Source organism: Streptomyces sp. Root1304, assembly GCF_001426405.1.
GTDB lineage: Bacteria > Actinomycetota > Actinomycetes > Streptomycetales > Streptomycetaceae > Streptomyces.
In genome coordinates, this window is sequence record NZ_LMEP01000022.1 from 62,490 (window position 1) to 74,634 (window position 12,145).

The window sequence follows — 12,145 nt, forward strand, 5'->3', positions numbered from 1 at the left end:
CACCTGTCACGGCCAGTGAGTCGGCGGGCCGGTCCGGCCCGCACCCGGAAGGCCTCCGCCGACAGGGCCGCCACGCGGGGTCCCCGGGTCCCGCCCGGCGGCCTCCCGCACCCGTCCGGTGGCCTCCCCCACCCGTTCGGACCGCCCGGGGTGACGGTCCGTCAGCCCGGATCTACCGTTCTGACGACGCCATGAAGGGAGAACCATGCCCGCGAAGGACTTCCGCGTCTTCGAGCGCAGGAGACGCCAACCCTGGGGCGTCCTGGCCCTCGCCATGCTGTCCGGGCTCGCGATGATGCGCAACGGCGTGGATGTCGCGCTCGGCCCCCCGCAGCCCGCCGCGGCCGCCCGCCCGGTGGCCCGGCCCGTCACCCCGCCCCCGCCCGGCGCGAGCGACGGCCTGGAGCCGCTGACCTTCGCGCCGGCCTCCCGGATCAGGATCCCGGCGATCCAGGTCGCCGCGCCGATCATGGACGTGGGCCTGGACGCGGACGGCTGGGTGGCCGCCCCGCCGCCCGAGGACACCAACCTCGCCGGCTGGTACCAGAACGGCATCTCCCCCGGCCAGCGCGGCACTTCGGTAATCGTCGGCCATGTCGACAACGCCAAGGGTCCGGCGGTCTTCTACGGCCTGGGTTCCGTGGAGAAGGGCCAGCACATCGAGGTCGAACGGTACGACGGCCGGATCGCCGTCTTCGAGATCTACGGGGTCGAGGTCTACTCGAAGAACGACTTCCCCGGCGTACAGGTCTACGCCGACACCGGCCAGCCCGAGCTGCGCGTCATCACCTGCGGCGGCGGCTACACGCGCGCGCGTGGCTACGACGGCAACGTCGTCGTGTACGCCCGCATGGTGGCCTCCCGCTAGTCCGGCCACGACGGCAAGGGCCCCGCCACCTCAGGGTGCCGGGGCCCTTGCCGTACCCGCGTCGCCGGGCCTTCCGTACGCGCAGGGCCTCCCGTGAGCGCGGGGCCTCCCGTACGCGCGGGGCCTCCCGTACGCGCCCCTTCCTCAGCGTCGGGGAACGGTGATCTGGTAGCCCGCGTCGAGGAGTTCGGGCAGATAGCGGCGGAGGGCCGCGACGCTCTGCGAGCGGTTGCCGCCGGCGTCGTGGGAGAGGACGACCGCGCCGGGGGCGGCGCCGTCGACGGCGCGGCGGACGATGGTGTCGGTGCCGGGCTCCGTCCAGTCCAGGGTGTCGACGGTCCAGGCCAGCGGCTCCATGCCGAGTTCGGCGCCGATCTCGAAGGAGTGCCGGTTCCACGCCCCGTAGGGGGCGCGGTACCAGAGCGGCGCCGCCCCCAGGGCCCGTTCGACGACCTCGCTGGTGGAGCCGAGTTCGTCGCGGATGCGGGAGGGCCGCAGCTTGGGGATCAGGGGGTGGGACCAGGAGTGGTTGCCGACGACGTGCCCGTCCGCGGCCATCTCCCGCAGCAGGTCCTGGTTGTCGACGGCCATCTCCCCGCAGACGAAGAACATCGCCCGGCAGTCGTGCCGGCGCAGGGTCTCCAGGATGGCCGGGGTGTAGCGCGGGTCCGGCCCGTCGTCGAAGGTCAGCACCATGGACCGGCCGACGCCGGACATGCTGAGGAAGGGCCGCTGCCGCACCGGCGGGACCGCGCGCCGGAAGGCCGGGGGCGCGTACGCGGTCATCGGCTGGAGCCGGTACGAGCTGGGGCGCAGCCGCGCGGCCTGCGCCTGGGGTCCGGCGGCCGGACCCGCTCCGGAGCCTCCGCCGCGGGACGGGGGCGCGGCGCCGGGGGCCGCGGGTTCGGGGCCGGAGAGCCGGTCCACCGCGAGGGCTCCGACGGTGACGGTGGCCCCGAGGGCGGCGGCGAGCCGCAGCACCGCCCGACGCCCCTGAGGCATCTGATCGTTTTTCATGACCAATGGTTCGTACGGATGGGGGTCCGCGCAGCTCACCGACACCGGCCACCCGTCCGAAAGCACTCGATGAGCCGATAGCCTCCCGGGGTGACCGAACAGCAGCCCGGCCGGTTCGAACGCGGTACCGACGGCCCGAAAGTGATCATGGCGGGGGTCGACGGCTCCGCCTCCTCCCTGCGCGCGACGGCGTACGCGGCGGGGCTCGCCCGGCGCCAGAACGCGCTGCTCGCGCTCGTGTACGTCCAGCCGGTGATCGCGGCGGGGGCGGCGATGGGCGTGGCCCTGAGCGGGACCACGGAGGAGATCGCGGAAGGGCTCGTGGCGGAGATCCGGACCTCCGCCGAGCGGGTGAAGGACCTCTGGCGGATCCGGTGGGAGTTCCACACCTTCCGGGGCGACGCCTACGCGGGCCTGGTCCAGGCGGCCGGGGAGCTGAAGGCGGACGCCGTGGTGGTGGGCGCCTCCGAGTCGGCGGGACACCGGTTCATGGGCTCGGTGGCGGTCCGGCTGGTGAAGGCGGGCCGCTGGCCGGTCACCGTCGTACCGTGACCGGCCGCCCTGCCGCGGGGCGTGGCAGGGCTACTTGCCCATCACCAGCCCGTCCCCGGCCGCGCCCCTGCTGAGCACCACCTGCCGGATCGTGTCGCGGATGTCCGACCGGTTCTGCGAGGTCCCGTCGTCGGCGCCGAGGTTCACCACCCGGCCGCGGCCGGTGTCGAACCACTGGGGCACGAACTCGGCCCGGGTGACCTCCCAGCGCGCGCCGGGGGTCCGGGGCGGGGCGAAGGTGAAGCGGCCGATGCTGCCCTGGTTGCCGCGCGGGTCGAACGCGCCCTCGTGGTTGATCATGTCCCCGGCGATCTGGTCCCCCATCCCGTAGACGACCCAGGTCCCGTTGACCTTCTCGTACGCCTGCGGGACATGGGCGTGGGTGCCGATGATCAGGTCGATGTCGGGGCGTCCACCGCTCTGCGAGGCGGTGAGCGCGCGGCCCAGGGAGAGCTGCCGCTCGTCGGGTTCGGTCTGCCACTCGGTGCCCCAGTGGACGCTGACCACGACCACGTCGGCGCCGGCCGCGCGGGCGGCGCGCGCGTCGGCGATCACCTTCCGCTCGTCGAGCAGCTGGACCGCCCAGGGCTGCCCCTCGGGCAGCGGATAGCCGTTGGTGTCGTACGTGTAGGCGAGCTGGGCCACGGTGGCACCGCCGGCCTTGAGCAGGGTGGGCTTCGCCGCCTCCGCCGCCGTACGGGCCGATCCGGCGTGCCGTACGCCGGCCCGGTCGAGGGCGTCCAGGGTGCGGCCGAGGCCGTCCGCGCCGTCGTCCAGGGTGTGGTTGGAGGCGGTGGAGCAGGAGTCGTAGCCGGTGGCCTTGAGCGCGGCGGCGACCTCGGGGGGCGACTTGAACGCGGGGTATCCGGTGTAGGGCCCGCCGTCCTTCCCGTACACGGTCTCCATGTGGCAGATGGCCAGGTCGGCGCCGGAGACGACGGACTTCACCCCGGCGAACATGGGGGCGAAGTCGTAGCCGTCGCCCTCGGAGTCCTCCGCGGCCCGGCGGATGATCGAGTCGTGCGGGAGGACGTCTCCGGAGGCGACGAGGGTGAACCCGGTGGGCGCGGAGGCGCCGCCGGGGGCCGCGGTCGGGGCGGCGGGGCCCGTCCGCGCGGCTTGGGAGGTGGGGGCGCCGCCGGTCGGAGCGGGCCCCCCGGCGCAGCCGGTCGCCGCCGCGAGCAGGACGGCGGCGAGGGCCGCCACCGCCGCGGGTCTCGAACGTGAGGTCATGTGCGGCACTCCCCCGATTCGTGGGATGAACATGTGTTCACACGAATTGATCTCTCGGGAAAGCCCCAGTCAAGGGTCAAGGCCGCACAAGCCCACGAACCCCGCTGAAACGGACGCAGTGACTCCGGCTGACCGCTCGCCGTGCCGTTCGCCGCTCGGTGCGACCGTTCGTCGCAGACCGGTGTCCGTTCTCTGTCGCCGGCTCTTCCGGATGCGCTCGTATACGCCCCGGACGACGAGCGCGGGAGAGGCGGGAAGCATGACGACGGCGACCACCGACGAACGGACCCTCGAGGAGCTCCAGCGGGACCACGGCCCCGCACTGCTCTCCTTCCTGCTCGGGCTCACCTACGGGGACCGCCAGCGGGCCGAGGACCTCGCCCAGGAGACCCTGGTACGGGCCTGGCTCCACCCCGAGGCCTTCGACGGCCCCTACGGGTCGATGCGCCCCTGGCTCTTCACCGTGGCCCGGCGCCTCGCCATCGACGCCCGGCGCTCACGCCTCGCCCGGCCCGCCGAGATCGGCGACGGCGTCCTCGCCGTCACCCCCGACCCCGCCGACGCCACCGCCTCCGCCGAGGCGGCCCTCGACGTGCGGGCGGCGGTCCGCGAGCTGAGCCCCGAGCACCGCGCGGTCCTCGTCCGGCTCTACTTCCACGGCCTCACCGTCAACGAGGCCGCCGTCGAACTCGGCATCCCCGCGGGCACGGTGAAGTCCCGGTCCCACTACGCGCTGCGCCAGCTCGGCCGGTCGCTGCCGGGCTACCGGCCGCGCCGCGCACCCGTTGCCCGGCCCCACGCCGGGGCCGCACAATGACCGCGTGACTCTGACGATCGCCGCCGCGGAACAGCTGCTCGCCGACAACTTCGCCCCCTGGGTGCTCGATCTCGGCCTCACGGTCGCCGCCGTCGACGGCCAGGAGGCCGTGCTGCGGCTCCCCTGGTCGGACCGGCTCGCCCGGGAGGGCGGCGGGCTCTCGGGACAGGCGCTGATGGCCGCCGCCGACACCGCCACGGTCGTCGCGGTCGCCGCGTCCCGGGGCGGTTTCGTACCGATGACCACCGTCCAGCAGTCCATCAGCTTCCAGCGGGCGGTCGTCGGCGCCGATGTGCTGGTGCGGGCCCGGCTCACCAAGACGGGGAAGCGGATGGCCTTCGCCGACATCACCATGACCGCCGAGGGAACCGAGGAGACGGCCGCCCACGCGACCGCCGTGTACGCGCTGCTCGGCTGACGAACCGACGGCCGCCGGGCTGTCGTACCCCTGTGGCAGGGTGAACCGCGGACGGGAGATCCCGTCCGCGACGAAGCCCCGGAACTCCCAGGGAGCAGCACGTGAACAGCCCCGACACCGCCCCGGCCGGTGGCCGTACGCCGACGGCGCACTCGGACCTCGCCGCCGTCACGGCCTGGTGGCGGGGGCTCGGCGGCGAGGGCTTCCTCGTGCTGCCGCCGCCGGGCCGGAGCCGCTACACCCAGTCCGACGGGCACGAGGACGCCGCCGAACTGCGGGCGACCCGGGGGCTCACCGACCCCACCTCCTTCGCGTACTGGCACTGGCAGTCCCACGGGCGGGCCTTCGACCGCACCGGCGCGCTCACCGGCGAGCTGCTGCTGCACTGGGGCGGCGACCACGCCACGGTCGCCGCCGGGCTGGGCGAGGGACCGGCCGGGTTCCGGGTCGTCGACCGCGGGCCGCAGGGCGCGTTCTCGCTCGACCGGATCACCCACCGGGACGAGGCGGGCCTGCCCGACCCCCTGGACCACGACGGCGTCCGCCAGTTCCTCGGAGCGCTCGACGAGCCGGTGGACCGCAGCACCCCCGACTTCCGGTACCGGCCGCTGTCCCCGGCCGAGGCCGAGTGGCTCCACGAGCGGCTGCGCGACCCCCTGGACCTCTCCGCCGCGACCCGGTTCGCGGTCTCCCTGGAGCGTCGGGACGCGCTGACGCCCGACGAGACCGCACGGCTGCTGCACGCCTGGCGGGAGGAGTGCGACGGGCGGCTCCGCGAGTGGGAGGGCTGGAAGGAGGTGCTCCACGCACTGCTGCGCCACGGCGACGAGCAGGCGTGGGAGCTGGCCGCCGCCCTCGGGTCCCGGACGTCGGATGTGCTGTCCCGGGTGCCGTCCGCGCGCGGTCTCGCCTTCGTACGGGACACCGCGCTCGGCGGCGACCGGGGCGCGGTCCGCGCCTGGCTGGTGCTGCACCGGTCGCTCCACGAGCCCGACGCGGTACGGGCCGCGGTCGCCCTCGCCGCCGAACTGGCCGCGCACGACGCGCCGGAGGACTCCCTGCGCGCGCTGCACCAGGCGCTGGTCTCGAACGTCACGGCCGACTGGCGACGGGAGACAGGCGCGAAGTACCGCGAGGGCCGGACCCACTCCGCCCTCGCCTCGGTCCGCTTCAGCACCGACGAACGGCTTCCGCGCGCCCTGCGCGTGCTCGCCGCCGACGCGGCCCGCGACCAGGTGGGGGTCCTGCGGGAGGAGGCGCTCCGGCCGGACCGCTCCGAGCTCGCCGGCGTCGCCGTCGCCGAGGCGCTGGCCCTCCTGGACCGCCACGACGCCGCCCGGGAGGAACTCCTCGCCGGCACCGGCCCCGATCTCACCGCCTACGAGGGCAGGTTGAGGGACGCGTTGCCGCGGTACCGGACGCTCACCGACGCCGACATCCGCTGGCTGCGGGAGCGCGTGGCCGACCCGGCGACCGACCTGCAGGGGCTCGGTTTCTGCCTCGAACTCCTGGTCTCCCACGGCGAAGCCGGGCCGGCCGAGGTCGAGGCCCTGGTGCCCCGCCGGATGAAGGACCTCACCAAGAAGTACCGGACCACGTACACCGACTGGCGCCACCCCCTCGTCACCCTCACCTGTCTCGCCCTCGACCTGGACCATCCGGCGGCGGCGAAGCTGGTCTCCTGGTGGAACAGGGCCCGGCCGCTCTGGAAGGACGAGCTGCGCCCCCTCACCCACCTCGGCGCCCCGGACGAGGCCAAGGCCGCCGAGCTGTGGAAGCTCGTCACCGCGCAGGCGCACGACGTGGGCCAGCTGATGACCTGGGTACTGGTCCGGGCCCGCCTCGACGGCGAGCATCCGCTGCTCGTGGCCGACCGGCTGCTCGGCACCGGCCACGCGCCCGACCACGTCCTGCACCGGGTGCTGATCGGGGTGGCCGACCCGCGCCAGCCGCTCTGGCACTACAGCGTCTGCTCCCGCACCCGCGGCTGGTGGCAGCGCGCCGTGGAGGTCGCCGAGCACCCGGACCTCTCCCCCGAGGCCCGTGCGATCGGCCTGCGGGCCGCCCGCGCACACCAGTTGGTCCGCAGCCCGGAAGCGCTGGCCCCCGCGCCGACCGGGGCCGAGCGGGCGGCGGCCCTGGCCTGGATCGAGCGGCACACCGCCGAGGTCCCTTCGTAGCGGCGCCGACCGGCCCGGCCGGACCTCGGACGCCGCTCCGGGACCCGTACACCTCATCCGCACCACCGGTACCGATCCGGCCGGGAAACGTATCCGAAACCACACGGGCGAGTTGAGCAAAGCGGGACACGCGGGCGCCCTTCTCGGAGGAAGCTCTCCCCGGGTCCCGCACATCCGGGTCCCCGATCTCCGGGAGAAGGTGGGAGCGTTGCTGCCCGAGAGTACGAACGGCGCCGGCGGCACGAGCGGTGGCGGTCTCGCCGTACCGATGGCCTGGCTGTGCGCCGAGTACCTGGCCGACGAGGTGCTGCGGGCCGCCGCGCTCGTGGCGCCCGGCTCGCTGGAGTACCGGGCGGGACTCCAGGCGCTCGCCCTCACCGTCCACCTCGTGGAGGAGCCCGATGGGCCGAGGGGCGGCCGGGCCGACGGGCGGACCGACGAGTGGCTGCGCCACACGGCGTACGACCGGCCCTGGCCGCCCTGGGTCGAGGAGCGGCTCGCCGCCCGGCGTACGGCCGGTGGCGGCACCCCCGACCTGGCGCTCGCCGAGACCGCCTGGCGGAGCCTGCGGGACACCTGGGTGCGCGCCGCCGACCTCGACGGCAGGGCCGACCCCGAGTCCCCCGTCGACGAGGACGAGCAGATCTGGCTTCCCGCCTGGAAGCTCGGCCTGCCGCTCGCGCATCTCTCGCTGCATCTGCGCTGAGCGGCCTCCGGAGCAGGGCCCGGGCCGGTCAGGGTACCGAACGGTGCACGCCCGGACGGTACTTGGGGACGCGCACGGTCACCTTCATGCCCGCCCCGACACCCGTCTCGATGACGAGCCCGTACTCCGCCCCGTACACCTGGCGCAGCCTCTCGTCCACGTTGGAGAGGCCGATGCCCGAGCCCGCCGGATGCTCCCCGCGCAGGACCGCCCGCAGCAGTTCCGGGTCCATGCCGATGCCGTCGTCCTCGACGGTCACCACGGCCTCCGCGCCCGCGTCCCGGGCGGCGATGGTGACCCGGCAGCCCCGCTCCCGGTCCTGGAGGCCGTGCTTCACCGCGTTCTCCACCAGGGGCTGGAGGCAGAGGAAGGGCAGCGCCACCGGAAGCACCTCGGGGGCGATCTGGAGCGTCACCTTGAGCCGGTCGCCGAAGCGCGCCCCCGCCAGCGCCAAGTACTGCTCAACCGAGCGCAGTTCGTCGGCCAGCTGGGCGAACTCGCCGTGCCTGCGGAAGGAGTAGCGGGTGAAGTCGGCGAACTCCAGGAGGAGTTCCCGGGCCTGCTCGGGGTCGGTGCGGACGAACGAGGCGATGGCCGCGAGGGAGTTGAAGATGAAGTGCGGGGAGATCTGGGCGCGCAGTGCACGGATCTCGGCCTCGACGATCCGGGTCCGCGAGCGGTCCAGCTCGGCCAGTTCCAGCTGCACGGAGGCCCAGCGGGCGACTTCGGTGGCGGCCCGCACCAGGACGGCCGACTCCCGCGAGCCGTAGGCGACGAGCGCGCCGAGCACCCCGTCCTCCCCGGTGAGCGGGGCGATCACCGCCCAGCGCAGCGGGCAGGCCGGGTCGGCGCAGCCGGTGGGCGCGGACCGGCTGCGTCCCGACTCCAGGGTGTCGGCCGCCTGTTGAGGGACGTGCGCCCGGTGGTGTTCCTCGCCGGGCCCGTCCCAGGCGAGGACCGCGCCCCGGTCGGTGAGGCAGAGCGCCTCCGTGCCGAGCAGCGAGCGAAGGGTCCCCGCGGCCTTGCGGGCGGTCTCCTCGGTGAGTCCGGCCCGGAGCGGCGGGGCGGCGAGCGAGGCGGTGTGCAGGGTGTGGAAGGTGGCCCGCTCGACGGGAGTGCCGAGGTCGGGGTCGGCGGCGCGTCCGCCGCGCCGGGCGGCGTACCGGCCGAGGACGAAGCCGACGGCGAGCAGCACCGCCCCGGCGGCGGTCGCGGCGGCGAGGACGATGCCGTTCACCGGCGCACCTCCGGAGGACCGCCCGGGGCGGGGGCCCGTGGGTCCTGGGCGGGAAGGAGGCCGGCGGCCTCGCCCGCCCGTCCGGTGATCTCCTCCGGCAGGTGGAGGCGGGCGAGGAGGGCCGGTGTGCCGGGTGGGATCCGGCGGGGGGTGGCGAGCGAGACGAGGACCATGGTGAGGAATCCGAGCGGCACCGACCAGACGGCCGGCCAGGCCATCAGGGTGTGCGGCCACCCTTCGGGCGCGAGCCCGGCCCTGGTCGCCATCACGGCCGCGAGGGCGGAGCCGCCGCCGAGCAGCAGTCCGGCCATGGCACCGGGCGGGGTCAGCCGCCGCCACCAGATGCCGAGGACGAGCAACGGGCAGAAGGAGGAGGCGGACACGGCGAAGGCGAGGCCCACGGCGTCGGCGACCGGCACCTTCGAGGCGGCCACGCCCACCGCGAGCGGGACGGCGGTGGCGAGGAGGGTCGCGAGGCGGAAGTGCCGTACGCCCCGGGAGGGCAGCACGTCCTGGGTGAGGACGCCGGCGACGGACATGGTGAGCCCGGAGGCGGTGGAGAGGAAGGCCGCGAAGGCGCCCCCCGCGAGGAGCGCGCCGAGCAGGTCGCCGAGGAGGCCGCCGAGGATGCGGTCGGGCAGGACGAGCACGGCCGCGTCGGCGGAGCCGGTGAGGGCGAGTTCGGGGGCGTAGATCCGGCCGAGGGCGCCGTAGAGCGGGGGCAGCAGGTAGAAGGCGCCGACCAGGCCGAGGACGACGAGGGTGGTGCGGCGGGCGGCGCGGCCGTGCGGGCTGGTGTAGAAGCGGACGGCGACGTGCGGGAGGCCCATGGTGCCGAGGAAGGTCGCCAGGATCAGCCCGTAGGTGGCGTACAGCTGGTGGCCGTCGCGTCCGCCGGCCAGCGGCTGGGACCAGCCGAGCGGATCCGTGCCGCTCACGGCCCGCTCGGGGAGCGGCGTACCGGGGGCGAAGGCGAGCGAGGTGCCGGCGAGGACGTGGTGGGTGCCGGGGGCGAGCGTCAGGGTCCGGTGTGCGTAGGGGACGGAGTCGACGCTGCCGGTGACGGTGAGGGTGAGCGGTTCGTCCAGCCCGATGCGTACGGTGTCGGCGACCGTGACGACGGTGTGGCCGCGCAGCACGGCCGGGGCGTCGAAGCGGGCCCTGGGCGCCCCGTCGCCGTACCAGGCGGCGAGCAGGAAGAGCGCGGGGACGAGCAGGGCGGTGAGTTTCAGCCAGTACTGGAAGGCCTGGACGAAGGTGATGCTCCGCATCCCTCCGGCGGCGACCGTGCCCGTGACGACGAGCGCCACGAGCAGCCCGCCGACCCAGTCGGGGGCTCCGGTGAGGATCTCCAGGGTGAGGCCCGCGCCCTGGAGTTGCGGCAGCAGGTACAGCCAGCCGATGCCGACGACGAAGAGGCTGGCGAGCCTGCGGGCCTGCGGGGACTCGAGGCGGGCCTCGGCGAAGTCGGAGAGGGTGTACGCCCCCGAGCGGCGCAGCGGGGCGGCGACGAGGACGAGGAGGACGAGGTATCCGGCGGTGTAGCCGACCGGGTACCAGAGCATGGCGGGGCCCTGGACGAGGACGAGTCCGGCGATGCCGAGGAAGGAGGCGGCGGACAGGTACTCGCCGCTGATCGCGGCGGCGTTGAGCGCGGGCCGGACGGTGCGGGAGGCGACGTAGAAGTCGGAGGTGGTGCGGGAGACGCGCAGGCCGAGGGCGCCGATGAGGACGGTGGCGAGGACGACGGCGGTGACGGCCGCGACGGCGTAGGTCTGGTTCACGGGTGGCGGTTCAGCGTTCGACGAGGCGGGTGAAGTCGCGCTCGTTGCGTTCGGCGCGGCGCACGTACCAGTGGGCGATGGCCCAGACGACCGGGTACACCCCGACGCCGAGGACGATCCAGACGAACGCCTCGGGGGCGGGGACGGCGAGGACCAGCGGCAGGGAGCCGACGAGCAGGGCGAGCGCGCCGAGGGCGGTGAGGGCGGCCCGCAGCTGGCTGCGCATCAGGGAGCGGACGTAGGTGTGGCCGAGGGTGGTCTGCTCGTCGATCTCGGAGCGGGCGGGCGGGTGGACCGGACGTCGCCGCGCGGGGCCGGGGCCGCCGCCGTGGGCGGAGGCGTAGGTGACGGTCTCGCGGCGGGGTCTGCGCGGGGGTTCTCCCCGGCCGGAGGACGGGGGCGGGTGCTGCTCGGGCATCGGCGTCCGCTTCCGTCGGCGGTGGCGGCCCTGGGCAGTTTCCGGAGTGTCCCTCCTGGCCCGGGGGCCCGGGACGCGTGGAGTCTACGCAGGTGGGAGCACCCGCGGTAGGGGGTGGAGCGGGGGCGCGGTCAGCCGCCGGCCCGGCGCATCAGGAGGTCCCGCAGCGGGCGGGCGTGCCGGCGGCTGACCGCCAGATCGGTGTCGCCGACCCGTACGGAGGTGGCGCCGCCGTCGAGCCGGAGCTCGTCGATCCGGGCGAGGGCCACGAGGTGGCTGCGGTGGATGCGGACGAAGCCGCGGGTGGCCCAGCGTTCTTCGAGGGTGGAGAGGGGGATGCGGACGAGATGGCTGCCGTGGTCGGTGTGGAGGCGGGCGTAGTCGCCGTGGGCCTCCACGTAGGCGATGTCGTCGACGGCGACGAAGCGGGTGATCCCGCCGAGTTCGACGGGGATCTGCTCGGACGCGGCGGCGGGGGCGGGGAGCGCGGTGGCGTGGACGAGGTCGTGGACGCGGCGGACGGCTTCGGCGAGGCGTTCGCGGCGGACGGGCTTGAGGACGTAGTCGACCGCCTTCAGGTCGAAGGCCTGGAGGGCGAAGCCCTCGTGGGCGGTGACGAAGACGACGAGCGGCGGCCTGGCGAAGCCGGCGAGCAGCCGGGCGACATCGAGTCCGGTGAGGCCGGGCATGTGGATGTCGAGGAAGACGACGTCGATCGCCTCCTCGCCCTCGGGGCCGGTCTCCAGCGCGCGTCCGATCCTGCGGAGGGCGGCGGTGGCGTCGCCCGCGCCTTCGGCGGTACGGACGCGGGGGTCGGCGCGCAGCAGGTAGAGCAGCTCCCCGAGGGCGGGTTCCTCGTCGTCGACGGCCAGTACGCGCAGCATGCGCCGCAGTCTATTTGAGCCCGACGGGCCG

At 74.9% G+C, this 12,145-nt stretch carries 12 protein-coding genes; 6 read left to right on the forward strand and 6 right to left on the reverse strand.

Going from position 1 to position 12,145, the window contains the following annotated elements; genetic code table 11:
• The first annotated feature begins 205 nt into the window (after positions 1–205).
• The gene (locus ASD33_RS19745) at positions 206–868 is read left to right on the forward strand and encodes a class F sortase (RefSeq protein ID WP_056561914.1); all 663 of its coding nucleotides are present in this window, start codon (positions 206–208) and stop codon (positions 866–868) included.
• A gap of 144 nt (positions 869–1,012) precedes the next feature.
• On the opposite strand, the gene ASD33_RS19750 is transcribed toward ASD33_RS19745, so the two are convergent.
• The gene (locus tag ASD33_RS19750; RefSeq protein ID WP_242427108.1) at positions 1,013–1,870 is read right to left on the reverse strand and encodes a polysaccharide deacetylase family protein; all 858 of its coding nucleotides are present in this window, start codon (positions 1,868–1,870) and stop codon (positions 1,013–1,015) included.
• A 105-nt stretch (positions 1,871–1,975) separates the two neighbouring features.
• Between ASD33_RS19750 and ASD33_RS19755 the strand changes: the two genes are divergently transcribed.
• Complete coding sequence (locus ASD33_RS19755; protein WP_056561916.1) at positions 1,976–2,437, forward strand: universal stress protein; 462 nt, start codon at positions 1,976–1,978, stop codon at positions 2,435–2,437.
• Between the two features lie 30 nt (positions 2,438–2,467).
• On the opposite strand, the gene ASD33_RS19760 is transcribed toward ASD33_RS19755, so the two are convergent.
• Positions 2,468–3,670, reverse strand: coding sequence for a CapA family protein (locus tag ASD33_RS19760; RefSeq protein ID WP_056561917.1), 1,203 nt, complete (start codon positions 3,668–3,670; stop codon positions 2,468–2,470).
• 259 nt (positions 3,671–3,929) lie between these two features.
• Between ASD33_RS19760 and ASD33_RS19765 the strand changes: the two genes are divergently transcribed.
• From ASD33_RS19765 to ASD33_RS19780, 4 genes are all read left to right on the forward strand, one after another.
• Positions 3,930–4,487 carry a sigma-70 family RNA polymerase sigma factor gene (locus ASD33_RS19765; protein WP_056561918.1) on the forward strand — a complete coding sequence of 186 codons (558 nt, stop codon included), beginning with the start codon at positions 3,930–3,932 and terminating at the stop codon, positions 4,485–4,487.
• Between the two features lie 4 nt (positions 4,488–4,491).
• Complete coding sequence (locus ASD33_RS19770) at positions 4,492–4,905, forward strand: PaaI family thioesterase (RefSeq protein WP_056561919.1); 414 nt, start codon at positions 4,492–4,494, stop codon at positions 4,903–4,905.
• Between the two features lie 101 nt (positions 4,906–5,006).
• Entirely contained in the window at positions 5,007–7,085 is a 2,079-nt protein-coding gene (locus tag ASD33_RS19775; protein ID WP_056561922.1) for a hypothetical protein, read from the forward strand.
• A 208-nt stretch (positions 7,086–7,293) separates the two neighbouring features.
• On the forward strand, positions 7,294–7,791 hold the full coding sequence (locus ASD33_RS19780) for a hypothetical protein (protein ID WP_056561923.1): 498 nt from the start codon (positions 7,294–7,296) through the stop codon (positions 7,789–7,791).
• A 28-nt stretch (positions 7,792–7,819) separates the two neighbouring features.
• Here the strand turns inward: ASD33_RS19780 and ASD33_RS19785 are convergent, their stop codons facing one another.
• The 4 genes from ASD33_RS19785 to ASD33_RS19800 all read right to left on the reverse strand — a co-directional run bounded on the left by ASD33_RS19785 (position 7,820) and on the right by ASD33_RS19800 (position 12,114).
• The gene (locus tag ASD33_RS19785) at positions 7,820–9,028 is read right to left on the reverse strand and encodes a histidine kinase (RefSeq protein WP_056561925.1); all 1,209 of its coding nucleotides are present in this window, start codon (positions 9,026–9,028) and stop codon (positions 7,820–7,822) included.
• Positions 9,025–10,812 (reverse strand): cation acetate symporter, encoded by a 1,788-nt coding sequence (locus tag ASD33_RS19790; protein ID WP_056561926.1) that lies wholly within the window; start codon positions 10,810–10,812, stop codon positions 9,025–9,027. Before ASD33_RS19790 ends, ASD33_RS19785 begins: the two co-directional genes overlap by 4 nt.
• A 10-nt stretch (positions 10,813–10,822) precedes the next feature.
• A complete protein-coding gene (locus tag ASD33_RS35830) occupies positions 10,823–11,230 on the reverse strand; it encodes a hypothetical protein (protein WP_056561927.1) in 408 nt (135 codons plus the stop codon).
• A gap of 131 nt (positions 11,231–11,361) precedes the next feature.
• Entirely contained in the window at positions 11,362–12,114 is a 753-nt protein-coding gene (locus tag ASD33_RS19800) for a LytTR family DNA-binding domain-containing protein (protein WP_056561929.1), read from the reverse strand.
• Positions 12,115–12,145: the final 31 nt, after the last annotated feature.

Coding starts and splice junctions, on each gene's coding strand:
- ASD33_RS19745 (WP_056561914.1), top strand. CDS start 206: ATGCCCGCGAAGGACTTCCGCGTCTTCGAGCGCAGGAGACGCCAACCC.
- ASD33_RS19750 (WP_242427108.1), bottom strand. CDS start 1,870: ATGCCTCAGGGGCGTCGGGCGGTGCTGCGGCTCGCCGCCGCCCTCGGG.
- ASD33_RS19760 (WP_056561917.1), bottom strand. CDS start 3,670: ATGACCTCACGTTCGAGACCCGCGGCGGTGGCGGCCCTCGCCGCCGTC.
- ASD33_RS19765 (WP_056561918.1), top strand. CDS start 3,930: ATGACGACGGCGACCACCGACGAACGGACCCTCGAGGAGCTCCAGCGG.
- ASD33_RS35830 (WP_056561927.1), bottom strand. CDS start 11,230: ATGCCCGAGCAGCACCCGCCCCCGTCCTCCGGCCGGGGAGAACCCCCG.
- ASD33_RS19800 (WP_056561929.1), bottom strand. CDS start 12,114: ATGCTGCGCGTACTGGCCGTCGACGACGAGGAACCCGCCCTCGGGGAG.